Raw genomic sequence first — 23,688 nt, forward strand, 5'->3', positions numbered from 1 at the left:
CAAAGACGGGATGGCCACGGCCATCCCGTCTTTGTTTATGCGGATGTGACGCGCTACACGATGGTGCTGCCACTTTCAGGATCAGCATTCAGGTCTTCAACGCACCGTGCGCAGGGACATGCCAGAACGTGCCAGTCGTCTCCGACTGCCTGCCGCTGTAGTGCCAGACGCGAAGATCGAGACACGCAGATCGAGACACGCAGATCCAGACGCGTGGCAATGGCACTCGCGATGTCAAACAGACTGACATCGCCGATGTTTGCCTCACGCGGTGCACGCAGTCATCAGGATGCCGACAAGCATCACAAGCACGATGGCGTAGTCACACCCGCAACCCACGCCCGCCCGTCGCCCGCCGCTTACGGCGTTGCCACCAACCCATCCGATGCGGTGGCCGCAGCGTCCTGCCGCCACCAACGCACGCGGTTGCCAGGGGCATTCAGGTCCACGCGCTCGCCCATGCACGGGGTGATCAGTGCGACACCAGCGGAGTCGGCCAGCGCCACGATCCGGTCCAGCGGCTCCTGCCACGCGTGCAAGGCCAGGTCGAAGGTGCCGTTGTGGATCGGCAGCAGGCTACGGCCGCCGACGTCGATGAACGCCTGCAGGCTCTGCTCCGGCTGCATGTGCACGTGCGGCCACATCTGATCGTAGGCGCCGTTTTCGATCAATGCCACATCGAACGGCCCGAGCTGCTCACCGATGGTCTTGAAGTGCGGGCCATAACCGCCGTCGCCGCTGAAAAACAGGCGCAGGTCGCCTGCCTGGATCACCCAGGAACACCACAGCGCGCGCCCGTTGTCGAACAGCCCGCGGCCGGAAAAATGTTGCGACGGGGTGGATGTCAGCTGCAGGCCGGCAACGCGGATCGACTCCCACCAATCCAGCTGCCGCACCTTGGCCGGATCCACGCCCCAGCGCACCAGCAGGTCGCCCACGCCCAACGGGACCACAAACACGCCGACTCGGTCGGCCAGCGCGCGGATGGTGGCGCGGTCGAGATGGTCGTAGTGGTCATGCGACAGGATCACCCCAGCCAGCGGCGGCAGTGCGTCCAGCGCAATCGGCGGGGCGTGGAAGCGCTTGGGCCCGGCGAACGGCACCGGCGAGGCGCGTTTGGAAAACACCGGGTCGGTCAGCCACAGCCCGCCCGCCAGCTTCATCAGCAGTGTGGAATGGCCCAGCCGGTACAGGCTGCGATCCGGCGCGGCCAGCAGTTGCGCGCGCGTCAGCGGCTGCACCGGCAAGGGCGCGGCGGGCACCGTGGTGCGCGGCTTGCCGAACACCATGGCCCACATCAGGCCGAGCTGTTCGCGCAGGGTCATGACGGTGGTCGGCAACGGCATCGCATTACGGAAGCGGCCAGCGCGAAACTGTGGCGAATCGGCATACGGGGAAGGACGTGGGGAGGCCATGGGAAGTCCGAGCAAGACGTGGGAAAGCAAAAGGACGAGCAATCAGGCAACGGCGATGCAACAAGCACTGGGTGCAACTGGCGTCAGGATCGGCATGGACGGTTGCACAGGCAGGTTCCTACAGACCAACTGCGGCGAGATGACAGCGGCGGGCCAGCAGCACCAGAGTGATTACACTACACAGTGTAGTTTTATCTGCGTGAAAGTAAACTACCGGGTGTAAAATTACCGGATGTCGACCTTGTCTTCCTCACCGACCACACCCCAGCGCCTGACCGACCGCAAGCGCAACGCCATCGTCGAGGCCGCCATTGCCGAGTTCCGGCAGCACGGCTTCGAAGCGACCAGCATGGACCGCGTGGCCGCCACCGCCGGCGTTTCCAAACGCACGGTCTATAACCACTTCCCAAGCAAGGACGCCTTGTTCGGCGAGATTTTGCGCGGGCTGTGGCAGCGCAGCGCCGAGGCGGTGAATCTGGCGTATCGGCCCGATCAACCGCTGCACCTGCAGTTGATCGCGCTGCTGCAACAGAAACTGCGGTTGTTGGACGACCCGGCGTTTATCGATCTGTCGCGCGTGGCCATCGCCGAAGGCATTCACTCGCCGGCGCGCGCGCGCGAATTGTTGTCGCAGCTGGGCAGCAAGGAAGAGGGCACCACCACCTGGCTGCGTGCCGCACTGGCCGACGGCCGGCTGGCAGGGGTGGAGCCGGAATTCGCCGCGCAGCAGTTGCAGGCGCTGGTGAAGGGCTTTGCGTTCTGGCCGCAGATCACCATGGGCCAGCCGCCGCTGTCGCCGCAGCAACAGACGCAGGTGGCCGAATCGGCGGTGGCGATGTTTTTGGGGCTGTACGCGCGCAAGTGAGCGCGGGCGGCACGCTCACTTGTGCTCTTTGATTGGCCAACAAGCATTGCGAACAGTCTTCAGGTGGGCGCCGACAGCGCGCGCGGAACAGCAGTGCACGAGTGGTACCTGCCGATTCCGCGCGCCGACCGCGCCCGCCAGGCGGTGCGCGTAGGCGTTTCGGTCGCTGCGCTTAATCTTTGGACCACACCGCCAAGGCATACCCGTGCGGGTCGGCAAAGTGAAAACGGCGCCCGCCCGGAAATGCGAACACCGCTTGGGTGATGCGTCCACCTGCCGCTTCGATACGCGCCTGGCTGTGGGCCAGATCATCGGAGGCGAGCACCACCAGCGCGCCACCCGGTTGCGGCGTGCCATGGAAGAAACCGCCGCTCAGGCGGCCGTCGCGGAATTCGCAGTAGTCCGGGCCGTAGTCCTGAAATGTCCAGCCGAAGGCCTGGCCATAAAAAGCTTTGGCGACGGCGATCGAGTCGACGGCAAATTCCAGGTAATCGATGCGGTGTTGCGTGGTGTCGGTCATGGCGTGCTCCTGAGCGAGTGCACAGCATGCAGATAGCGCAGGCCGCTGGCTTGGCGAAAACGGCCAAGTCAGCGGGCGTGCTGCTGCACCAGTGCGCGCGGGCTCAGACCGGTCAGTTGGCGTGCATCGCGCACCAGATGCGGCGCATCGCCGTAGCCGGCGTGCAGCGCGGCCTCGGTCAAGTTGCGGTGCCTTCGCACGATCCGCAGAAAGCGCTGCAGGCGCAGGACGCGCTCCAGCGTCTTGCTGCCGTAGCCGAATGCGTCCTGGCAGCGGCGGCGCAGCGAGCGCTCGCTGATGCCCAATGCCTCGGTCAACGCGCTTAGCCGTGTCGGCGTGCCGACGGTGAGTTGTTCGAACAGCCACGCCATCTGCCGATCGCGCGCTGCGGCGTGCTGTTGGCACAGTGTCTGCAATATCTGTAACGGGTCGGCGCCGTCTTCCAGGCGATGCTGCCACGTGCGGCCCTGCACGCCCCACAGCGTTTCCAGCGCGACGCGTTGGTCGGCAATGGCGTGTAAGGGCAGCTGCAGCAGACCGGCCGCCACGCCCGCCGCCAGACGGACGCCGGTCAGCGTCGTGCCTGCTGCCACCAGTGCGGGATTGGCAGTGCGATCCGGCCCGGCAACGAATACTTCGCTGCCATTCCAGATCAGATCGACGCTGCCATCGGGCAACACCAGCACCGGTTGCGGCGTGTGACTGCCCTGGCGAAATTGCCAAGTGCACTGCAGCTGCGCGCGCAATGCAGGCGGTGCCGCGCTTTCGGCATAACACGGCTCAGCTGGGTTGGACATGATGGCGCCCTGCCTGGAAGCGGATGCGGGTGTGTGCAGTGCCGCAACGTGGAGCGTGCGGTGATTCAACACCGTGCGCTCGGCCCCAGCTCCGTTGCATGCACGATATCCGGCCTATCGCGGCACTGCAGCAGCATCGCGCCCTCATCATCGAGGCGAGTTGCTTGCGGCCAGCGCATCGGCGGCTGCGTGCCGTTTGCGCTGGAACCAGGCCACCATCGGCGAGGCCATCACCGTGGTCACCAGCGTCATGCCGAACAACAGCGTAAACAGGTCCGGCCCGATCACACCGCTATCCAAGCCGATCTTGATCACCACCAACTCCATCAGCCCGCGTGCGTTCATCAGCGAGCCGACAGTGAGACTGTCGCGCCATTGATGGCCACTCAGGCGCGCGCCCAGCGTGCAGCCGAGCAACTTGCCGCTTACCGCCACGCCGATCACCAGCACAAGTCCGCTCAGGCCGGCGCCGGCGAACGCGCCAGGGCTGGTGGCTTGACCGGCAACCGCAAACAGCACCGGCATCAGCAAGGTGATGGCCAGCGGTTCGATACGCCCGGCCAGATGCTCCAGCAGGCGGTCATCGCGCGGAAGGCAAATACCGAACAGGAAGGCGCCAAAGATCGCATGCAGCCCGATCCACTCGGCCAGCGCAGCGCACGCCAGCAGACCGATCAAGACCCATACCAGCGCGCTCGGTGCATACCGGCCGTCATGCGCGCGGGAGCGCAGCAGGCGCGCATAGGCAGGCTTGAGCACACCGAACACGGCGGCGATCAGGACCAACGCACCGATGGCCGTAAACGCGACGCCGCCATGCGCGTTGTTGCCGGTCAGGGTCAGCACGATCGCCAGGAAGATCCAGACCGTGGCATCGTCGATCACGGCCGCGCCCAGCGCCAGGCGGCCGGCCGGGGTGCGGGTCATGTTGCGGTCCTTGAGGATGCGCGCCAGCACCGGAAATGCCGTCACCGACATCGCCGCGGCGATGAACAGCGCGAACGGCCAGAAGCCGATGCCGGGCGGTGCGAAGCGCGGAAACAGCCACGGTGCGGCAGCCAGCCCGAGCAGCAGCGGCAACACGATGCCGGACACGCCCACCAGGATCGAGGCGCGCACTTGCGCCTTGGTGCCTTCCGGCGCCCGCAATTCCGCGCCGACCACGAACATGAAAAGCACCACGCCCATCGTGGCCAGGCCGGACAGCGGCGGCAGGCTGTTGGCGGCGAACAACGCCGTGTGCAGCTCGGGCAGCCAGGCACCGAAGGCGATCGGGCCGAGCAACAACCCTGCCGCCATTTCGCCGATGACCGGTGGCTGCCCAATGCGTTGCAACACCGCACCGCACAGGCGCGCAGCGCCCAGGATCACTACCAACTGCACCAGCAACAACGTGGTCGGATTCATCGCGTCAGCATTCCAGTGGTTGAGTCGGCCCAGCCTTCGCGTCCTGCAGGTCATCGGCCAGTCATTCCCCCCAACCGACGACGCGACGATGCGCGGCTTGCTCCGGCGCTTAAGTTTATGCGTGGCGACGCGCTGCGATCAGGTGGGCGATCAACGCACGCACGCAAAGCGTCCTGACGTGCGGAATAGATGGTCCGATGCAGGTAACAGCATCTTGTCGCGTTCGCTCGCATTGCTGCATGGCACACACATTCTGCGCGCTTGACCGAGCGTCTTCCGGCGGGTGCGCGTGATCGATGGCGCGATGCGTGCCCGCATTGCCGCGATGCCGGGCGATAACGCCGGGCCATAGCGAACGACTCAACGCTCCGAAGCGCCGCTCTCGTCATAGCCGCGCGGAGTGAACAGATCCGGCTGGATCAGCTCGATAAACGCACGTGCTTGCGGCGACAGATACTTGCCCTTGCGCACCACCACGCCGTAGCTGCGGGTCGGGAAAAAATCCTTCAGCGAGCGCGTGGCCAGCTTGTCGCGGTCGGCGTCGGTGAGGCAGATCGCGGTGACGATGGAAATACCCATGCCCATCGCCACGTATTGCTTGATCACCTCCCAGCCGCCCACTTCCAGTGCCACGGTGTAGGGCACGCGCGCTTGCTGAAAGACCAGATCGACCAGGCGGTAGGTCACCTGCCGGCGCGGCGGCAGGATCAATGGATATGGCGACAGATCCTGCAACGCGACCTCGGCCTTGCCGGCCAATGGATGATCGGGCGGGGTGATCAGCAATTGCTCGAAACGGTAGACCGGCGCGTAGTTGAGGTCGGCCGGCACGTCCAGCATCGAGCCGACCGCCAGATCCACCGCATCTTCGCGCAGCAGGTCGGTGCCATCGGCGCTGATGGCGTTGTGCAGGGTCAGCCGCACGTCCGGATGGCGCGCGCGGAAGTTGGCCACGATGCGCGGCAGCAGGTACAGGATGGTGGAGCTGTTGGCAGCGATATTGAGCTCGCCGGCATCCAGCCCGCGTACCTTTTCGCGAAAGCCCGCTTCCAGCCCATCCAGGCTTTCCACCAGTGGCTGCGCCATGTCGTACAGCAACTGGCCCTCGCGGCTGGGTGCCATGCGTCGCCCGGAGCGTTCGAACAGCGGCACGCCCAGATCGCGCTCCAGTGCCTGCAACTGCAAGGTCACCGCCGGTTGGCTGACATACAGCGCCTCAGCCGCACGTGAGACAGAACCCAGACGCACCGTCTGGCAGAACGCGCGCAGCGGCTTGAGTCGATCGGATTTGTAGGAAAATCGGGGGGTTGGCGCCATGCGGTTGCGCTGCGCTGGTCTAATATAAGTCAGGCTTATTTACAGCATTGATAAAACTGCTTTGTCAAATAGTTGCATCGGGCGCACGGTGCAGGTCCGGATGCACAAGGACCCCCACATGGCTGCCATCGCGTTTGCTCCCCGTCCCACCGACCACGCCACGCCCGGCATTTCGTTGACCACTCAGATCGCCAGCCAGGCAGAGCTGCTGCCGGCCGCCGCGCTGGCCCTGCTGGTCTCGCTGCACCGGGCGATCGAGCCCGGCCGCCAACAGCGCCTGGCCCAGCGGCGCCAGCGCCAGGCCGCCTTCGATGCCGGTCAGCTGCCAGACTTTCGGACCGATACCCAGGCCATCCGTGCCGGCGATTGGCGCGTGGCCCCCCTGCCGGCGGCGCTGCAGGACCGGCGCGTCGAAATCACTGGCCCGACCGACCCGAAGATGGTCATCAACGCGCTGAACTCCGGCGCCAAGGTGTTCATGGCCGACTTCGAAGACTCCACCGCGCCGACCTGGCGCAACCTGCTGGCCGGCCAGCGCACCCTGGCTGCGGCGGTGCGCGGTGACCTCAGCTTCGATGCGCCCAACGGCAAGCACTACGCCCTGCGCCCGGAGGCCGAACGTGCCGTGCTGATCGTGCGCCCGCGCGGCTGGCACCTGGACGAAAAGCACGTGCTGATCGACGGCCAGCCGCTGGCCGGCGGCCTGTTCGATGCGGCGCTGTTTGCCTTCCACAACGGCCGCGCGTTGCTGGCCAAGGACCGTGGCCCGTACCTGTATCTGCCCAAGCTGCAGAGCATGGAAGAAGCCGCACTGTGGGACACCGCGCTGGCGCATATCGAAGCGATGCTGGGCCTGCCGCATGCGCAGATCAAGGTCACCGTGCTGATCGAAACGCTGCCGGCGGTGTTCGAGATGGACGAAATCCTCTACGCGCTGCGCGAGCGCATCGTGGGCCTGAACTGCGGGCGTTGGGACTATATTTTTTCCTACCTGAAAACCTTTCGTGCGCACCGCGACCGCGTGCTGCCCGAACGTGGCCAGGTCACCATGACCCAGCCATTTCTGAAGGCCTATTCGGAGCTGTTGATCAAGACCTGCCACCGCCGCGGCGCGCATGCAATGGGCGGCATGGCCGCGCAGATTCCGATCAACCACGATGAAGCGGCCAACGAACAGGCCATGGCCCGCGTGCGTGCCGACAAGTTGCGCGAAGTGACCGCCGGCCACGATGGCACCTGGGTGGCACATCCGGCGCTGATTCCGGTGGCGATGAAACTGTTCGACGAACACATGCCCACCGCGCACCAGCAGCATGTATTGCGCAACGACGTGCAGGTGACGCGCGACATGCTGATCGCGCCCTCGCCGGGCAATGTCACCCGCGCTGGGTTCGAAGGTAATGTCGAAGTGTGCGTGCGCTATCTGGCGGCGTGGTTGGACGGCAATGGCTGCGTACCGATCCACCACCTGATGGAAGACGCCGCCACGGCCGAGATCAGCCGCGCGCAGCTGTGGCAATGGCTGCATCACGGCCAGCACCTGGATGATGGCACCGCCATCGATCACCACCTGCTGCAGGCGACCTTGCGCGCGCTGCCCGCACGGTTGGGAACCGCCACCGCGCTGCCCGGCGCTGCACGGATCGATGAAGCGATCGCCTTGCTGGAGGAGTTGAGCGGCGCCGACGAACTGGCGGACTTCCTCACTGTCCCGGCGTACCGCCTGATCGATTGATCTCACCCTGCGGCGACGCCTCGCCACCGGCGTTCCGCAGTTTCCACTTCAACGCACAACACCGCCCGTTGCGCACGCATGCGCAACGACGGCCTTGCCATGCCGCACGCCTGCCATTTTTCCTCGTTCCATCCGCCGTACCTCTCAGGAGAACGCAAGATGAGCACTACACTGCAAAGCGCCGAACAACTGCAGCGGGACTGGTCCAACAACCCGCGCTGGAGCGGCATCATCCGCAATTACAGCGCTGCCGATGTGGTGCGCCTGCGCGGCACCGTGCATGTCGAGCATTCGCTGGCGCGGTTGGGTGCAGAAAAATTGTGGACCTCATTGCATGCCACGCCGTTCGTCAATGCGCTGGGCGCGCTGACCGGCAACCAGGCCATGCAGCAGGTCAAGGCCGGGTTGAAGGCGATCTACCTGAGCGGCTGGCAGGTTGCCGCCGATGCCAATCTGGCCGGGCAGATGTATCCGGACCAATCGCTCTACCCGGCCGATTCGGTGCCGGCGGTGGTCAATCGTATCAACAACACCTTGCTGCGCGCCGACCAGCTGCATCATGCCGAAGGCAACGATGCCATCGACTTCCTGCAGCCGATCGTGGCCGATGCCGAAGCCGGTTTCGGTGGCGTGCTCAACGCCTTCGAACTGATGAAGGCGATGATCGAAGCCGGCGCGGCTGGCGTTCACTTCGAAGACCAACTGGCGTCGGTCAAGAAATGCGGCCATATGGGCGGCAAGGTGCTGGTGCCCACGCGTGAGGCGATCGAAAAATTGAATGCCGCGCGCCTGGCCGCCGATGTGCTGGGCGTGCCGACGGTGCTGATTGCCCGCACCGACGCCGAAGCCGCCGACCTGATCACCAGCGATGTGGATGCCAATGACCAACCGTTCACCACCGGGCAGCGCACGGTCGAAGGCTTCTTCAAGACCCGCAATGGCCTGGACCAGGCCATCAGCCGCGGCTTGGCGTATGCCCCGTACGCAGATCTGATCTGGTGCGAAACCGGCAAGCCGGACCTGGAATTTGCGCGTGCGTTTGCGCAGGCCATCCATGCCCGGTTCCCCGGCAAACTGCTGGCCTACAACTGCTCGCCGAGTTTCAATTGGAAGAAGAATCTGGACGATGCCACCATCGCCAAGTTCCAGACCGAACTGGCGAGCTATGGCTACAAGTTCCAGTTCATCACCCTGGCCGGCTTCCACGCTTTGAATTACGGCATGTTCCACCTGGCGCACGGCTACGCGCGCCGGCAGATGAGTGCATTCGTCGAATTGCAGCAGGCCGAGTTCGAGGCGGCGGAGAAGGGATTTAGCGCAGTCAAGCATCAGCGCGAAGTAGGCACCGGCTATTTCGATGCAGTGACGCAGGCGATCCAGCAGGGGCAATCGTCCACCACCGCATTGCGTGGCTCCACCGAAGAAGAGCAATTCCACAGCGACAAGGCGGCCTGATGGCTGGCAGTACCGCAATGCCGGTGGTACATGACGCTTTGCATTGTGGCAGCCCGCGGGCGCCGGGTTGATGCAGCTGCCTCTGCCGCAACGGACGTCGAGGACAGATTCAGCAGGCGCCACATTGCGCCACCCTGGGAGGGGGAGGGCTCGGGAAACCGAGCCCTTTTTTTCGCCCGATACCCGTCAATTCGTCTCTTTCTTCATGAGAAATAATGTGATCTGGTACTGAACAAAGGGGTCCTGTAGGATTTGTCGATAGGCTAATGTTGCAGGCTGGCCTAAGGGAAAACCGATGACTTGCCACAACACCGCAGGCGCACTCGAGCCAACGGGGAACGTTGCCAAAACGGTCCCCGACGGGCTGCATGCGCTGATGACCGCCGAGGAACTGGGGTTTTTCGCCCGTTTCGGTCGTTCGCGCGAGGTGTCCGCGGGCCAGTCGCTGTTCGAGCGCGGTGCGGTGGGCACGCAGATGTACATCGTCGTCAGCGGCCAGATCGACCTGGATTTCGGCGAGGACCTGATGCTCAAGCATCTGGGCCCGGGCGAGTTCTTCGGCGAGCTCGGCCTGCTGATCGGCGATCACGCGCGCAGCGCCGGTGCCAGCGCCTCCACCGACAGCCGTCTGATCGAGCTGGCACACGAGGATTTCCAGCGCCTGGTCGACCAGGATCCCTCGATGGTGGCGCACTTCCTGCGCCGCTCCATCGTGCGGGTGGTCAACAACGAACAGTTGCTGATCCGCCAGTTGCGCCGCCGCAACCACGATCTGGAAGCGGCGCTGGATAACCTCTACGTCACCTCGCACCAGCTCAACCACACCGAAGAACTGAGCCGGACCGACGAGCTCACCGGCCTGCACAACCGGCGCGGGCTGGCGTTGCACCTGCAGGAATGCCGGCGTGCCGGCCATGTACCGGGCGTGGGCCTGATCCTGATCGACTGCGACCGTTTCAAGCGCATCAACGACGAGTTCGGTCATCTGGCAGGCGACCGCGTGCTGCAGAACGTGGCGCATGCCCTGCGTTCGGTGATCGCAGAAGGCGACCTGGCCTGCCGTCTCGGCGGCGATGAATTCTGCGTGCTCGTCGCACAAGGCACCAGCGAGTTGGTGCACCACATCGGCGAATGCATCGTGCGCGCGGTGGAAGCGCGGTTGTGCAACGGCCAGGGCGAGCAAGGCTGCTCGGTCAGCGTAGGCTCGTGCATGATCGATGCGGACGCGGCCTGGAACGACTGGTACACGCTCGCCGACAGCGCCTTGTACGAGGCCAAGCGGCAGGGCGGCAATGTGCTGTGCATGCAGGAGACGCTGGCCCTGGATCAGCCGCCTGCAACCGGTCACCGCTGAACGATGAGCAGCCGCACCCACGCACGCAAGGACGCGTCGTCGGAAGCGATCCAGGCGCCGCGGCTGCGCACCTTGCTGTTGACCGATCTCTGCGATTCGACCGCGCTGGTCGAGCGTATCGGTGACAACGCGGCGGCTGCCTTGTTCCGCGAGCACGACCGCCTGGTGGTCAAGCTGCAGCAGCACTGGCGCGGCCGCCTGATCGATCGTTCCGACGGGCTGCTGCTGTTGTTCGATCGCCCCATCGATGGCCTGGGTTTCGCGCTGGATTACGCGCGTGGGCTCAAGACGATGGGCGATGCGCATGCGCTCACGCTGCGCGCACGCCAGGGCCTGCATGTGGGCGAAGTGCTGACCTGGCGCAACAGCGACGAAGCGATCAGCATCGGCGCCAAGCCGCTGGAAGTCGAAGGCCTCGCCAAGCCTACCGCCGCTCGCCTGATGTCGATGGCCCGGCCCGGGCAGATGTTGCTCTCGGCGGTGGCCGAGTCGTTGACCCATCGCGCCGCGCGCGAACTCGGCAACCGCGCCGACCGGTTGTTGTGGAAATCGCACGGGCGCTGGCGCTTCAAGGGCATGCCCACCGCGATGGAGATCTACGAGGTCGGCGAAGTCGGCCTGACTCCCCTGCGCATGCCGAAGAATTCGGCAAAGGCCTGGCGCGATGTGCCGCTGTGGCGCAGGCCGGCCGCGTTGGTGGCTGAGGTGGGGGTGGTGCTGGGGATCGGTTTGGCAATCTGGTTCTTTGCACGGCCGCAACCAGCGCTCGCGTTTGCAGAACGCGACTGGGTGGTTGTCGGGACGGTCCGCAATCTCACCAATGACGTGATGCTGGACGGAGCACTCGATCAGGCATTTCGGATCAGCCTGGAGCAGTCGCGATACGTCAACGTTCTCAGTGAAGACAGAACACTGAAACTGTTAGCACTGATGCGCAAAGATCCCGCCAAAGATCCGCTGGACCGCAAGAACGCGTCGGATGTCGCATTACGCACCGGTGCCAGAGCGGTGTTACTTCCTTCTGTGGGTTACGTTGGGGGGCGCACACGTTTCGTCGTGGAGGTGGTCGACCCGAAAACTCAGCAGACTGTTGCTGTAAGTACCGCATTCGGCTCAAATCCGTCGATTCTTTCTGCTGTTGATACAGTGACGGGCGAACTGAGGACGCAGCTCGGCGAAAACCGTGACAGTATTCGACAAAACAGTCCTGCCTTGCCGGATGTCACCACATCTAGTCTCGATGCGTTGCGCGCTTATGCACTAGGACAACAACGATACTCGGAAGGGAAATACGGTGCTGCTTTGGATTTCTTCCAGAAAGCAGTCGATATCGATCCGCACTTTGCGCTGGCCTGGCTTGGTCAAGTGCGCGCCCATTTTGCCAATGTCGATTACAAGAAGGCGACCGAAACGCTCAGAGTTGCTGAGCAATTCAAGTCCAGGCTCCCCCCGCGCGAGGCGCTTTACGTAAAAAGCTGGGGCGTGCAGATTCTCGATCCAGCGCAGGCGGCCGATTCCTGGATACAGATGGCGGAGTTGTATCCCGACTATGCACCTGCCCAGGCGAACGCAGCGATGGATTTGTTCGTCGCTAATCGGTTCGCTGACGCTCTGCCGTACGCGCGTGCTTCGGCGCAGGGGAAGTACGATCTTTCCAGCGTATCGCTCGATATGTATGGGCGTATCTTGCTGGCTCTTGGTCAATACGACCAAGCCGATCAGGCAGTGAGAAAGGCGGTCGGATCAGGATGGAATGGCGCGCTGCTGCGTCAGGCTGCTGTCGCGGCTGCGAAGCGTGACTACTCGGGCGCACGCGACGCGCTTGCTCGAGTCGACAAGACGAATTTCCATGCCGACATCACGCGAACCACTATCGCTCTTGATGAAGGGGATCTGCACGCGGCGGTCGCGCATGCCCAAGTCGGACTGAGCGCAGGATTGAACAGGAGAGGAACTGATCGGATCAACTATTACGTCCCGCTAGCGACTGCGTTGCTTGCCTCCGGGCAGCGACCAAAGGCCGCGGAGGTCGCCGAAGAGGGCGCAAGGTTGGCATTGCGGGATTTAGGGGCAGATGTCCCAATCGATAGGATCGACAACCTGTCCACCGCATTGGCTGCCGCGCTCATCATGGCCCGCGCCGGCGATACCCAAGGTGCCGCTAAGGTCCGGCAGCAGGTCAAGGTGGCGCCACTGGCCTACGCCAACCGCTTGGTGGTGGAACTGGGTGCGGTTGTCGATGCGGAAATTCTATTGGCCGAGCAGCGGCCAGACGATGCATTCCGCATGCTCAGTCCCTATCTGGATTCGATGTCGCGATTTCAGACAAGGGCAACCGCAATGCGCGCTGCCCGACTCGGACAGCGTAACGCAGATGCGCGGATTCAACACGACTGGATCCGCCAGCATCGAGGTTTGGCTTACGCGGAGATCGAATGCGGATACTGTCTGCAGCCGCTCAATCTGGTAGATCTGAGAACAGCAGAAGATTCGTGGATAGCAGAGGCGCAGGGGTAAACCTGCAGCGGGCTAAAAAGCTGTCCTTTATTTGAGCGTCCTATCGCCGTTGTAACCGGCATCCAGCTGAGGGACGATGTGTGAGGTCCCAGACGTCAGCATGGTGTTGATCTGCTCACGCGCACCTGCGATTACATCCTTATCTGCCAACTGGATATTGCATGCGCAATCGCGAACGAATGCCTCGATGTCGTCGCCAGGTGCGGCGATGTGCCCAACCTGTCGTAGTGCCTCTAAGGATGGTCTGATCAATGCGGCCAGAGGATGCGTCGACCCGCATCGGTAGCGCTGACTACGCTCACACCTTCGGTTTTTCGCTGTTTCCAGCGCATTCTCGGGGCATTCTCCCCATTACAGGCACAACTTCCCAACGGCAGGCATCAACTGCTTCCGCTTCAGCCACAGGTTCGACAGCGCAAAGAGCGTCAGCACCTGCGCGGTGTTTTTGACCAGGCCGCGATAGCGCACCTTGGCATAGCCAAACTGGCGCTTGATCACCCGAAACGGATGTTCCACCTTCGCACGCAGGCTGGCCTTGGTGTGCTCCGGTAATCCCCCCACTTCTAGCGGTCGCCAGAAGTGGAGCTAAGCGGCCATCGCCAACTTCATGGCAGGCGTGATGCCGCCGAGCGCCATATTCGGACGCTCGTGGTTGTACGTCCATAGCCAGCGGGTGGCTTTGTCCTGCACCTGGTCGATGGTGTCGAACAGGGTTTGGGCGAGCCAGGCGTAGCGGATGGTGCGGTTGTAGCGTTCAACGTAGGCGTTCTGCTGTGGCTTGCCCGGCTGGATGTGCTCGACCCGGATACCATGCCGCTGCGCCCAGGACAGCAACGCGCCACTGATGTATTCAGGGCCGTTGTCGCAGCGGATCACGGCGGGCTTGCCGCGCCACTCGATGATCTGCTCCAGCGATCGGATCACACGGGCTGACGGCAGCGACAGATCCACCTCGATCCCCAGCCCCTCGCGATTGAAGTCGTCGAGCACATTGAACAGCCGGAAGCTGCGGCCGTCGGCCAACTGGTCGTGCATGAAGTCCATCGACCAGACCTGGTTGATAGCCTCCGGCACCGCCAGAGGCTCGGGCCGCTCACGCACCAGCCGCTTCCTCGGCTTGATCCGCAGGTTCAACTCCAGCTCGCGGTAGATCCGGTAGACCCGCTTGTGATTCCAGCCAAAGCCCTTCACGTTGCGCAGGTACAGGTAGCACAGGCCAAAGCCCCAGTCGCGATGGGCGGTCGTCAGGCGGACCAGCCAGTCGGCGATCCGGGCGTTCTGCTCGCTGGCCTTGGCCTGGTAGCGGAAGCAGGTCTGGCTCACCGCGAAGGCCTGGCAGGCGTGGCGGATGTTCGTACGCCCGCTCGTGACTGCCGATTGGGCCATCTCGCGTCGCTGAGATGGCCTCACCATTTTTTTGCGAGCGCTTCCTTCAGCAGGTCGGTACTGAGCTGCGCCTCGGCGTACATCTTCTTGAGCCGGCGGTTCTCCTCCTCCAGCTCCTTCATGCGCGCGACCATGGACACGTCCATGCCGCCGAACTTGCTGCGCCACTTGTAGAACGTGGCCGAGCTGATGCCGTGCTCGCGGCACAGCTCCGGCACGGGCGCACCGGCCTGGGCCTGCTTGAGCACGGCGATGATCTGGCTGTCGGTAAAGCGGGACTTCTTCATGGAACCTCCTCGAGAAAGGATACGAGAAAATTCCACTTCTGGCGTCTGCTAATGGGCGGGGGGATTACCCTCCCAGCGCTTGGCCAACTTCAGTTCGCGCTTGTTCTTGATCTGCTTCAGCTTCGAGGGCTTCTCCGCGATCAGGTAGCGTAGCTTGCGCTTGCCCTTGATCTCATCGCGCTTCTCAAGCCCGGTGTAGCCGCTGTCCCCACACACCGTGTCTTCCTTGCCATGCAGCAGCTTGTGCGCTTGCGTGATGTCCGCCACGTTGGCTGCCGTGCATTCCACGTGGTGCACTAGGCCGGATTCATCATCCACTCCAATGTGCGCCTTCATCCCGAAGAAGTATTGGTTGCCCTTCTTGGTCTGGCGCATCTCCGGATCGCGCTCACCGTCCTTGTTCTTGGTCGAACTGGGCGCAGAGATAATCGTGGCATCCACAATCGTCCCGCCGCGCAGGCTCTGACCCTTGCGCGACAGATGCGCGTTCACCCGATTGAACAGCTTGCGCGCCAAATCGTGCTGCTCCAGCAGATGGCGAAAGTTGAGAATCGTCGTCTCGTCCGGCACCTCATCCAGCCCGCCGATCTTGGCGAAACGGCGCATCGACACCGTGTCGTACAAGGCTTCTTCCGCCGATGGATCGCTCAATGCATACCACTGCTGCAAAAAGTGGATGCGCAGCATCGTCTCCAGCCGATACGGCTGTCGTCCCGGTTGCCCCGACTTCGGATAGTGCGGCTCGATCAGCCCCAGCAGCTCCTTCCACGGCACGACCTGCTCCATCTCGGCCAAAAACACCTCACGCCGCGTCCGCTTGCGCTTGCCGTCGTACTCCGCGTCGCCGAAGGTCAGCTGCATCGAAATCGTCTACTCGGGTCGATGATCGATTGTGGCAGATCAGGACGGATTGTTCAGAGTTTCCCTAACGTGTCTGAGACGAATAATGCACGGAAGGCATCGTCGGTAGACAGTAGATCGATCAGGTTGCTTGCAACAGCAGGTTCAAGCTTCAGTATTGGCATCGCTGGCACTTCAGTGGGATGAAGTAACACATAGCGGCTCTAAGGGAGCTGGCTTGAGCGGTATCACGCATTGGCTCAAGTTAGGCAGCGGCGGGGCGTTATCCCTGGAGCAGAAATATCTGCACACGGTTACCTCAGATCGCTGGAGAAGATGATGCTGGTCAAGCGTTGCGCAATTGTCGTGCTGGAGCCACGTGAGACCGTGTCTTACACATTGGACAGTCTTCTACGAGGCGGCAATGGGCTGGACCATTCGATGCAGTGGTTTGCGCTCGCGCCGCATCTCGATGCCCCGGTGGCCGTGTCAGAAACTCAGCGGGCGTTGCTGGGTGAGCTTAGTCCCTCGCACGGGAGGACTCGCTTGCCATACGACAGTGAAGCGCTTGACGGCTTGATCGCGCAGGGCCTGGTGCTGGAGGAGCAAACGCAAGGCAGCAGGTTTGCCCAAGCCGATTCGCGTCTGAGGGCCTCGCACTGGCATCCGCTTGCCGCGGTGCTGCACGCATTTACGCGATGGGATGGGGTAGATGCGGTCAAGAACACCCGGGATTCTGGCACCGATACAGCGGTTGCAATGCGGCGTGTCTTGGGGCCTGCGCCCCCGGAAGTGTTGCCGGCAAATGACCATCGAACACTCATCGGCCTGCCGCCCATGGTCGCAAACGATTTCGACGACCTGCTGGGACGGCGTGTCACTTGTCGTAATTTCGATCAGAGCAGACCCGTTCCTCTACCGACGTTCGCCCACGTGTTGCAGCGGGTGTTCGCTGCTCATGCCAAGGTAAAGGTGGGCGATGACCTGGTTTTTCTCAAAAAGAGTGTGCCCTCCGGTGGTGGCTTGCATCCTATCGAGGCCTACATTTTGGTGAGGAACGTCCAAGATCTGGAATCTGGCGTCTACCACTATCGTGCAGATAGTCACGCCTTAGAGCGTATGTCAGGTCTTGAGTGCTCCGATGACTTCGTCATGCAGGCTGTAGGACAGCAACACTGGTTCGCAGACGCGCATGTGCTGGTTGCCTTGGTGCCGCGCTTTGATCGAACCTTCTGGAAATACAGGCAGCATGCCAAAGGGTATCGCGTGGTTGCGTTGGAAGCCGGGCACTTGTCGCAGACGCTGTATCTGGCGGCAACCGACCTCGGTTTGGGGGCGTTTATCACCGGTGCGGTGAACGAAAAACATCTCGAGCGCGCGCTTGGGTTGGACCCGACTTCGCAAGGCGTTCTCGCCGTATGCGGCTTTGGCTGGCGCGCCACGACCATGGTGACGGCAGAGCTGGATCCTGTGGGTGCGATTTGGTCCGCAGCGACTTGAGACGTATCGGACAATCGCGTGAGGCCAGTCTGCTCGCTTTCTCGCTATGTCCGAGCGTGTGCCGTCGACGTATTGGTAGCTGCCCTTGATACACCCGGTTTACCCGCCGATATCTGGCGCCGCTTGCTGACAATCCGAGCAGCGCTCCGGTGTTGCGTAGCACCTGCGAAGGCTGACGGCAGAGTGCCGTCGGCCTTCGTGTCCCGGCTAAAGCAAGTGCCGCGCAGGCTTACTTCCGAATCGCCTGCGTATGCGTCTTCAAGGCCTCGCTCAGGCCGTTGATCTTGTCCGCGCCTTCCGGGACGGTGATGCTGGAGCCTTCCAGATCCGCACCGATCGGTTGCACGCGGCCGCCCAGGCATTGGCTCAGGAAGCTTTCGGTCACTGCGTTGAAGGCCTTGCTGTTTTCCGGGCGGCGGAAGCCGTGGCCTTCATCGGGAAACAGCACATAGGTGACCGGAATGTTCTTGGCCTTCATCGCGTTGACGATCTGGTCGCTTTCGGCCTGTTTGACGCGCGGGTCGTTGGCGCCCTGGCCGATCAACAGCGGCTTGCTGATCTTGTCGACATGGGTCAGCGGAGAACGGTCGGTCAGCCACTGCTTGCCGGCTTCGGTGGCGGGGTCGCCCATGCGCCGGGTCAGCTGCTTGTAGAAGCTGGCCCAGTACGGCGGCACGGTGCCGAGCAAGGTGTTGAGATTGGCCGGGCCCACGATATCCACGCCGCATTTGAAGGCATCCGGGGTGAAGGTCATGCCGACCAGCGTGGCATAGCCGCCGTAGCTGCCGCCCATGATGGCGACATCCTCGGGCTTGGTGACCCCTTGCTTGACCGCCCATTGCACCGCATCGAGCAGGTCGTCGTGCATCTTGCCGGCCCACTCGCCATTGCCGGCGTTGGTGAACGCCTTGCCGAAGCCGGTGGAGCCACGGAAGTTCACCGACAACACCGCATAGCCGCGGTTGGCCAACCATTGCTCGTACGGCCCGTAGCCATAGCTGTCGCGCGCCCACGGGCCGCCGTGCACGAACAGCACCAACGGCACCGGCTTGTCGGCCTTGCCGTCGTGGTTGGCATCGGCTTCGGCCGGCAGGGTGAGGTAGCTGATCAGCTTGAGGCCGTCGCGTGCGGTCAGCTCCTGTGGCCACATCGGCACCAGCGGCTTGCCCTCCAGTGCCGGCCGCGCGGAGAACAGCTTGGTCAGCTTGCCGCCATCGGCGCGATCGTAGCGGTAGTAGGTGAGCGGGGTTTCCGCCGCGGAATAGCCCACGATCCAGATGCGATCATCGAGCGTGCGCGCGGCCACGCTGGCATCGCCGTCGCCCAGGGATTTGAGTTTCTGCAGATCCGCGGCAATGCCGTTGTCCAGCGGCTTCCATTCTTCGCGCAGGTAGTCGGTGGACACCGCCTGCACCGCCCCGGTCTTGGGATCGTTCAAGGTGGCGCCGACGTCGGCGCGCGGGCTTTCGAACAGCAGCGTGCGTGTATTGCTGGCCGTGTCGATGGCATACAGCGCTGCGGTATCGCGGTTGCGCGAATCCTGCATGTACAGCGTCTTGCCATCCTCGGTCAGGCCTTCCGGCGCCGTGTTGCTGACGTCCTCGAACGGAATGCGGTCCACGCTCTTCCAGCGGTTGCCATCGGGCACCAGCAACTCCCTGCCGGCATCGTCGGTGGCGCGCGTGGCGTAGCGCAGCTGGTAATCGCCATCGAGCAGGTACGCATCCAGGCTGTCGGTGTTCTTCTGTACCAGCGTGCGCTTGCCGGAGGCCAGGTCCACGCGATACAGGTCGTGCCACTTGGCGTCGCGGTCGTTCATGCCGACCATGATCGATTCGGGATGCTGCGCGCTGACCCGATACACCTCGGCATTGGTCTTCTTGAACGGGGTGAGATCCTTGCTGCTGCCGTCGGCCAGATCGACCGAGAACAGGTGGAAATCTTCATCGCCGCCGTTGTCGCGCAGGTACAGCAAGGTATTGGGTTGATAGGTCCAGAAGTAATTGCGAATGCCGCGTGCGGTGTCCTTGGTGATTGCGCGCGCCTGGTCGGGCGCATCCACCGGCGCAACCCAGACATTGAGCACGCCCTCCAGCGGCGCCACCCAGCTGAGGTACTTGCCGTCCGGGCTGATGCTGACAGTGGCCCGCTCGGGATTGCCGAACAGCGCATCGCGGGTAATCAGCGCAGGCGGCGCCGCGGGCGCTGTGGCAGCCGGTGCAGGTGCTGCCGCTTTCTCGGCAGCGGGCGCAGGTTTGTCGCTGCACGCAGACAGCGCGAGCAGCATGCTGGAAACAAGAAGCAGGCGTTGCATGGGCACTCCGGTGGCAAGGCGGCCAAGCCGGCCGATGTGCCACGCTAGCGGCAGCGTGCGCGCAGGCGAACGTGCCGTTGGTCACCCTGCCATGCGCCGCTACGCAGACGCGGACACAAATTCCACCAGCGCCGCACCGTCGTCCACCAGATCGCCTTCGGCCACCAGATACGCCTGCACGGTGCCATCGCTGGGCGCGTGCAGGGTGTGCTCCATCTTCATCGCTTCCAGCACCACCAGCGCCTGCCCTCGGGCGACCGGCTGGCCCACTGCTGCGGGCAGGGACACGATGCGCCCGGGCATCGGTGCGGTGAGGCCGCCGGCGTCCTGGGTAGGCTGGTCGGCTTCTGCCAGTGCATCGTGGTGACGGAAGACGGCCCGCTGCGTGGCCCCGATCAGGGTCAGCGTGGCACCGTCGCGCAGCACCTGTGCACGCCATTGCCGGCCGTCCATCTCCACCCGCACGCCCGTCTCATGCCGGTGGTAGCGCAAGGCATGTGTCTGGTCTGCATTGCCGACCTGCCAGCCATCGGCATCCGGACGCACCGCGAGTTGGCGGCGCTCGCCGTTCGCTTCCAGCACGATGCGCTGCGCCGCATGCGCACCGATGCGCCAACCATCGGTGTGCTGCCACGGCGAATGCGGATCGGCCGGATCAACGGCCACTGCCGGCACTGCATCGGCCATCAACACCGCTGCCAGGCACCACCAGGCGGTGTCGGGGCTACGCGCCTCCGGAAACAGCACGGCGTGTTCGCGCTCGATCAACGCGGTATCCAGATTGGCCGACGCGAACGAATCGGTCGCGATCAGGCGCGACAGGAATGCACTGTTGGTGGTGACACCTACCGCGTGGAATTGCGACAACGCCGCGCGCATGCGTGCCAATGCAGCCGGGCGGTCGGTATCCCAGACGATCAGCTTGGCGATCATCGGGTCGTAGTAAGGGCTGATGGTGTCGCCTTGCTCCACGCCCGCATCGATGCGCACATGCGCGCTGGCAGCAGGCATCCGCAACTGACGCAGCGTGCCGGTGGACGGTAGAAAACCGCGCTCGGCATCTTCGGCGTACAGGCGTGCCTCCAGCGCATGCCCGTGAATGCGCAACTCGTGCTGCCTGCGCGGCAAGCGCGCGCCAGCGGCAACCCGCAATTGCCATTCGACCAGATCGGTGCCGGTGATCAACTCGGTCACCGGGTGCTCCACCTGCAGCCGGGTGTTCATTTCCATGAAATAGAAATCGCCGTCCGGCCCGGCGATGAATTCCACCGTGCCGGCACCGACATAGCCCACTGCCTGCGCCGCATCCACCGCTGCCTTGCCCATCGCTGCGCGCCTGGCTTCGCTCATGCCGGGCGCAGGCGCTTCTTCCAGCACCTTCTGGTGGCGGCGCTGCACCGAGCAGTCGCGTTCGAACAGGTACACCACCTCGCCATGCGTATCGCCGAACACCTGGATTTCGATATGCCGCGGCCGCTGGACATATTTTTCCACCAGCACGTGTGCATTGCCGAATGCCGACTGCGCTTCGCGCTGGCAGCTGGCCAACGCGTCTTCGAAGGCGGCGCTGGCATCCACGCGGCGCATGCCCTTGCCGCCACCGCCCGCACTGGCCTTGATCAACACCGGGTAGCCGATGGCATCGGCCTGCGCACGCAGAAATGCCGGTACTTGTTCGTCGCCGTGGTAACCCGGCGTCAGCGGCACGCCGGCCCGCTGCATCAGTGCCTTGGCCGCACTCTTGTCGCCCATCGCGCGAATCGCCGCTGCCGGCGGGCCGATGAAGACGATGCCAGCGTGCGCACATGCCTCGGCAAATGCCGCGTTTTCCGACAGGAAGCCATATCCAGGATGGATCGCCTGCGCACCGGTGGCGCGTGCCGCTTGCAGAATCGCTTCGCCACGCAGATAACTCTGCTGCGCGGGGGCGGCGCCGATATGCACCGCCTCGTCCGCCAGGCGCACATGCCGTGCATTGCGGTCTGCATCCGAGTACACCGCCACCGTTGCAATGCCCAGCGTGCGGCAGGTGGCGATGACCCGGCAGGCGATCTCGCCGCGATTGGCGATCAGGATCTTGTCGAAGGGCGCTTGCGTTGCTGCGGCGATAGGGTCGCGCTGGGTCATCGGATCAGTCTCTGCACGTCGCCGTAGCGGCGGGTCGTCTTACGAAGATAAACGGCTTGTCTGTTTGCATCTGGACATCGAGCGCGAGCAGGTTGCCTGTTACACGGCATGGTGTCGCTGCAAGCCAACTGCGCGAACCTCCACGATTGCCGGCCCGCATATCCCAACCTCACGCCACAGCCTGCACACCGGCAGCGGGCGCCGCAGCACGCACAAGTGCGGCGGCGGTGCCCCCTGTACTCACATGCGAAACACACCAAAGCGCGTGGGTTCGATCGGCGCATTCAAGGCTGCCGACAATCCCAGGCCCAGCACGCGGCGCGTATCGGCCGGGTCGATGATGCCATCGTCCCAGAGCCGTGCACTGGCGTAATACGGATGTCCCTGCTGCTCGAACTGCGCGAGGATCGGCGCCTTGAACGCATCCTCGTCTTCGCCCGACCACGCGCCACCCTTGGCTTCGATGCCGTCGCGACGCACGGTGGCCAACACGCTGGCCGCCTGTTCGCCGCCCATCACGCCGATGCGGGCGTTTGGCCACATCCACAAGAAGTTCGGCGAATAGGCACGCCCGCACATGCCGTAGTTGCCCGCACCGAACGAGCCGCCGATCACCACGGTGAACTTGGGCACCTTGGCGCAGGCCACCGCCATCACCAGCTTGGCGCCGTCCTTGGCGATGCCGCCATGCTCATACTTGCGTCCGACCATGAAGCCGGTGATGTTCTGCAGGAATACCAGCGGAATGCCGCGCTGCGTGCACAGCTCGATGAAGTGCGCGCCCTTGAGCGCGGACTCGGAAAACAGGATGCCGTTGTTGGCAATGATGCCGACCGGGTAGCCATGCAGATGCGCAAACCCCGTCACCAGCGTACTGCCATAGCGCGGTTTGAATTCGTCCAGGCGCGAATCGTCGACGATGCGCGCAATCACTTCGCGCACATCGAACGGCTTGCGCGTGTCGGCAGGAATCACGCCATACAGTTCGTCGGCGGCATAGCGTGGTGGCAACGGTGCCTGCAGCGCCAGCGCTGCGGCAGGTTTGCGCCAGTTGAGCTGGGCGATGATGGTGCGCACGCGCGCCAGCGCCTGCAGATCGTTGTCGGCAAAGTGATCGGCCACGCCGGAAATGCGCGTATGCACATCGGCGCCGCCCAGGTCTTCAGCACTGACTACTTCGCCGGTGGCGGCCTTTACCAGCGGCGGGCCACCCAGGAAGATGGTGCCTTGCTCGCGCACGATCACCGTTTCATCGCTCATTGCCGGCACATAGGCGCCGCCGGCGGTGCACGAGCCCATCACGCACGCAATCTGCGGAATGCCGTTGGCCGACAGGTTGGCCTGGTTGTAGAAGATGCGTCCGAAGTGGTCGCGGTCGGGAAACACTTCGTCCTGCAACGGCAGGAATGCACCGCCCGAATCGACCAGATAGATGCACGGCAGCCGGTTTTGCTGCGCGATCTCCTGCGCACGCAGATGCTTCTTCACCGTCATCGGGTAATAGGTGCCGCCCTTGACGGTGGCATCGTTGGCCACGATCACGCATTCCACGCCGGACACGCGGCCGATACCGGCCACGACGCCCGCGCACGGAACCTGGTCGTCGTACATGCCATGCGCGGCCAGGGGAGCGATTTCCAGCAATGGGCTGCCCGGATCGAGCAAGGCATCGATGCGCTCGCGCACCAGCAGCTTGCCGCGTGCGGTGTGTTTGGCGCGTGCGGTGTCGCTGCCGCCACGGGCGGTCTGGGCGAGGGTGCGGCGCAGGTCGTCGATCACCGCGCGCATCGCCGCAGCGTTGTGTTGAAAATTCTCGCCGCTGACCTGCAGCTGGCTATCGATCACGCTCATG

Annotated in this window: 16 protein-coding genes, 1 other RNA gene and 4 pseudogenes; 7 read left to right on the forward strand and 14 right to left on the reverse strand. The window is 63.7% G+C overall.

Annotated features, from left to right (window positions below):
- Positions 1-359 precede the first annotated feature (359 nt).
- Positions 360-1,415: an MBL fold metallo-hydrolase gene (locus ACCQ00_RS01180; RefSeq protein ID WP_017156436.1), complete on the reverse strand. Its 1,056-nt coding sequence runs from the start codon at positions 1,413-1,415 to the stop codon at positions 360-362.
- Here ACCQ00_RS01180 and ACCQ00_RS01185 point away from each other — a divergent pair.
- Positions 1,414-1,638, forward strand: a complete 225-nt coding sequence (locus ACCQ00_RS01185) for a hypothetical protein (RefSeq protein WP_039570201.1) — start codon at positions 1,414-1,416, stop codon at positions 1,636-1,638. The genes ACCQ00_RS01180 and ACCQ00_RS01185 overlap by 2 nt on opposite strands.
- A 9-nt stretch (positions 1,639-1,647) precedes the next feature.
- A complete protein-coding gene (locus ACCQ00_RS01190; protein WP_039570203.1) occupies positions 1,648-2,280 on the forward strand; it encodes a TetR/AcrR family transcriptional regulator in 633 nt (210 codons plus the stop codon).
- A gap of 34 nt (positions 2,281-2,314) precedes the next feature.
- Here the strand turns inward: ACCQ00_RS01190 and ACCQ00_RS01195 are convergent.
- The 5 genes from ACCQ00_RS01195 to ACCQ00_RS01215 form a co-directional block, all read right to left on the reverse strand.
- Positions 2,315-2,390: non-coding RNA, sX9 sRNA (locus ACCQ00_RS01195), on the reverse strand.
- A 62-nt stretch (positions 2,391-2,452) separates the two neighbouring features.
- Positions 2,453-2,800, reverse strand: coding sequence for a VOC family protein (locus ACCQ00_RS01200; RefSeq protein WP_039570204.1), 348 nt, complete (start codon positions 2,798-2,800; stop codon positions 2,453-2,455).
- Between the two features lie 68 nt (positions 2,801-2,868).
- A complete protein-coding gene (locus tag ACCQ00_RS01205; RefSeq protein WP_039570205.1) occupies positions 2,869-3,597 on the reverse strand; it encodes a helix-turn-helix domain-containing protein in 729 nt (242 codons plus the stop codon).
- A gap of 147 nt (positions 3,598-3,744) precedes the next feature.
- Positions 3,745-5,004 (reverse strand): cation:proton antiporter, encoded by a 1,260-nt coding sequence (locus ACCQ00_RS01210; RefSeq protein ID WP_039588047.1) that lies wholly within the window; start codon positions 5,002-5,004, stop codon positions 3,745-3,747.
- Between the two features lie 360 nt (positions 5,005-5,364).
- Positions 5,365-6,321, reverse strand: coding sequence for a LysR family transcriptional regulator (locus ACCQ00_RS01215; protein WP_039583424.1), 957 nt, complete (start codon positions 6,319-6,321; stop codon positions 5,365-5,367).
- 118 nt (positions 6,322-6,439) lie between these two features.
- Between ACCQ00_RS01215 and aceB the strand changes: the two genes are divergently transcribed.
- The 4 genes from aceB to ACCQ00_RS01235 all read left to right on the forward strand — a co-directional run bounded on the left by aceB (position 6,440) and on the right by ACCQ00_RS01235 (position 13,382).
- Entirely contained in the window at positions 6,440-8,056 is a 1,617-nt protein-coding gene (gene aceB / locus ACCQ00_RS01220; RefSeq protein WP_039570207.1) for a malate synthase A, read from the forward strand.
- A 159-nt stretch (positions 8,057-8,215) separates the two neighbouring features.
- Positions 8,216-9,511, forward strand: a complete 1,296-nt coding sequence (aceA, locus tag ACCQ00_RS01225) for an isocitrate lyase (RefSeq protein WP_039583425.1) — start codon at positions 8,216-8,218, stop codon at positions 9,509-9,511.
- Between the two features lie 295 nt (positions 9,512-9,806).
- The gene (locus tag ACCQ00_RS01230) at positions 9,807-10,865 is read left to right on the forward strand and encodes a GGDEF domain-containing protein (protein WP_017156445.1); all 1,059 of its coding nucleotides are present in this window, start codon (positions 9,807-9,809) and stop codon (positions 10,863-10,865) included.
- Between the two features lie 3 nt (positions 10,866-10,868).
- Positions 10,869-13,382 carry a putative peptide modification system cyclase gene (locus ACCQ00_RS01235; RefSeq protein ID WP_039570208.1) on the forward strand — a complete coding sequence of 838 codons (2,514 nt, stop codon included), beginning with the start codon at positions 10,869-10,871 and terminating at the stop codon, positions 13,380-13,382.
- A 27-nt stretch (positions 13,383-13,409) separates the two neighbouring features.
- Here the strand turns inward: ACCQ00_RS01235 and ACCQ00_RS01240 are convergent.
- The 5 genes and pseudogenes from ACCQ00_RS01240 to ACCQ00_RS01260 form a co-directional block, all read right to left on the reverse strand.
- A pseudogene (locus ACCQ00_RS01240) lies at positions 13,410-13,622 on the reverse strand (NHLP-related RiPP peptide); the annotation flags it as partial.
- A gap of 111 nt (positions 13,623-13,733) precedes the next feature.
- A pseudogene (locus ACCQ00_RS01245) lies at positions 13,734-13,928 on the reverse strand (transposase); the annotation flags it as partial.
- 39 nt (positions 13,929-13,967) lie between these two features.
- Positions 13,968-15,055, reverse strand: a protein-coding gene (locus tag ACCQ00_RS01250) for an IS3-like element ISXac2 family transposase (RefSeq protein WP_099770635.1) whose coding sequence is annotated in 2 segments (ribosomal slippage) — positions 13,968-14,803 and positions 14,803-15,055 — 1,089 coding nt in all. Because the reading frame shifts where the segments join, the coding sequence is not laid out codon by codon here.
- Between the two features lie 69 nt (positions 15,056-15,124).
- A pseudogene (locus tag ACCQ00_RS01255) lies at positions 15,125-15,916 on the reverse strand (IS5-like element ISXfu1 family transposase); the annotation flags it as partial.
- A gap of 56 nt (positions 15,917-15,972) precedes the next feature.
- Positions 15,973-16,074 (reverse strand): annotated as a pseudogene (locus tag ACCQ00_RS01260) (NHLP-related RiPP peptide); the annotation flags it as partial.
- A gap of 160 nt (positions 16,075-16,234) precedes the next feature.
- Between ACCQ00_RS01260 and ACCQ00_RS01265 the strand changes: the two are divergent.
- Positions 16,235-17,395 carry a putative peptide maturation dehydrogenase gene (locus ACCQ00_RS01265; RefSeq protein WP_039583688.1) on the forward strand — a complete coding sequence of 387 codons (1,161 nt, stop codon included), beginning with the start codon at positions 16,235-16,237 and terminating at the stop codon, positions 17,393-17,395.
- Between the two features lie 229 nt (positions 17,396-17,624).
- On the opposite strand, the gene ACCQ00_RS01270 is transcribed toward ACCQ00_RS01265, so the two are convergent.
- The 3 genes from ACCQ00_RS01270 to ACCQ00_RS01280 all read right to left on the reverse strand — a co-directional run bounded on the left by ACCQ00_RS01270 (position 17,625) and on the right by ACCQ00_RS01280 (position 23,687).
- Positions 17,625-19,709, reverse strand: coding sequence for a S9 family peptidase (locus ACCQ00_RS01270; RefSeq protein WP_039574705.1), 2,085 nt, complete (start codon positions 19,707-19,709; stop codon positions 17,625-17,627).
- A gap of 99 nt (positions 19,710-19,808) precedes the next feature.
- Positions 19,809-21,836: an acetyl/propionyl/methylcrotonyl-CoA carboxylase subunit alpha gene (locus ACCQ00_RS01275; protein ID WP_039574707.1), complete on the reverse strand. Its 2,028-nt coding sequence runs from the start codon at positions 21,834-21,836 to the stop codon at positions 19,809-19,811.
- Positions 21,837-22,076: 240 nt separating this feature from the next.
- Positions 22,077-23,687, reverse strand: a complete 1,611-nt coding sequence (locus ACCQ00_RS01280) for a carboxyl transferase domain-containing protein (RefSeq protein ID WP_039574710.1) — start codon at positions 23,685-23,687, stop codon at positions 22,077-22,079.
- Position 23,688: the final 1 nt, after the last annotated feature.

The sequence above is a fragment of the Xanthomonas sp. NCPPB 3761 genome (genome assembly GCF_041475705.2).
Lineage (GTDB): Bacteria > Pseudomonadota > Gammaproteobacteria > Xanthomonadales > Xanthomonadaceae > Xanthomonas > Xanthomonas phaseoli.

What these genes read in the sequence shown, in the direction of transcription:
- ACCQ00_RS01185 (WP_039570201.1), top strand. Translation starts at nt 1,414, where the DNA reads ATGGGAAGTCCGAGCAAGACGTGGGAAAGCAAAAGGACGAGCAATCAG.
- ACCQ00_RS01180 (WP_017156436.1), bottom strand. Translation starts at nt 1,415, where the DNA reads ATGGCCTCCCCACGTCCTTCCCCGTATGCCGATTCGCCACAGTTTCGC.
- ACCQ00_RS01190 (WP_039570203.1), top strand. Translation starts at nt 1,648, where the DNA reads ATGTCGACCTTGTCTTCCTCACCGACCACACCCCAGCGCCTGACCGAC.
- ACCQ00_RS01200 (WP_039570204.1), bottom strand. Translation starts at nt 2,800, where the DNA reads ATGACCGACACCACGCAACACCGCATCGATTACCTGGAATTTGCCGTC.
- ACCQ00_RS01205 (WP_039570205.1), bottom strand. Translation starts at nt 3,597, where the DNA reads ATGTCCAACCCAGCTGAGCCGTGTTATGCCGAAAGCGCGGCACCGCCT.
- ACCQ00_RS01210 (WP_039588047.1), bottom strand. Translation starts at nt 5,004, where the DNA reads ATGAATCCGACCACGTTGTTGCTGGTGCAGTTGGTAGTGATCCTGGGC.
- ACCQ00_RS01215 (WP_039583424.1), bottom strand. Translation starts at nt 6,321, where the DNA reads ATGGCGCCAACCCCCCGATTTTCCTACAAATCCGATCGACTCAAGCCG.
- aceB (WP_039570207.1), top strand. Translation starts at nt 6,440, where the DNA reads ATGGCTGCCATCGCGTTTGCTCCCCGTCCCACCGACCACGCCACGCCC.
- aceA (WP_039583425.1), top strand. Translation starts at nt 8,216, where the DNA reads ATGAGCACTACACTGCAAAGCGCCGAACAACTGCAGCGGGACTGGTCC.
- ACCQ00_RS01230 (WP_017156445.1), top strand. Translation starts at nt 9,807, where the DNA reads ATGACTTGCCACAACACCGCAGGCGCACTCGAGCCAACGGGGAACGTT.
- ACCQ00_RS01235 (WP_039570208.1), top strand. Translation starts at nt 10,869, where the DNA reads ATGAGCAGCCGCACCCACGCACGCAAGGACGCGTCGTCGGAAGCGATC.
- ACCQ00_RS01265 (WP_039583688.1), top strand. Translation starts at nt 16,235, where the DNA reads ATGCTGGTCAAGCGTTGCGCAATTGTCGTGCTGGAGCCACGTGAGACC.
- ACCQ00_RS01270 (WP_039574705.1), bottom strand. Translation starts at nt 19,709, where the DNA reads ATGCAACGCCTGCTTCTTGTTTCCAGCATGCTGCTCGCGCTGTCTGCG.
- ACCQ00_RS01275 (WP_039574707.1), bottom strand. Translation starts at nt 21,836, where the DNA reads ATGACCCAGCGCGACCCTATCGCCGCAGCAACGCAAGCGCCCTTCGAC.
- ACCQ00_RS01280 (WP_039574710.1), bottom strand. Translation starts at nt 23,687, where the DNA reads ATGAGCGTGATCGATAGCCAGCTGCAGGTCAGCGGCGAGAATTTTCAA.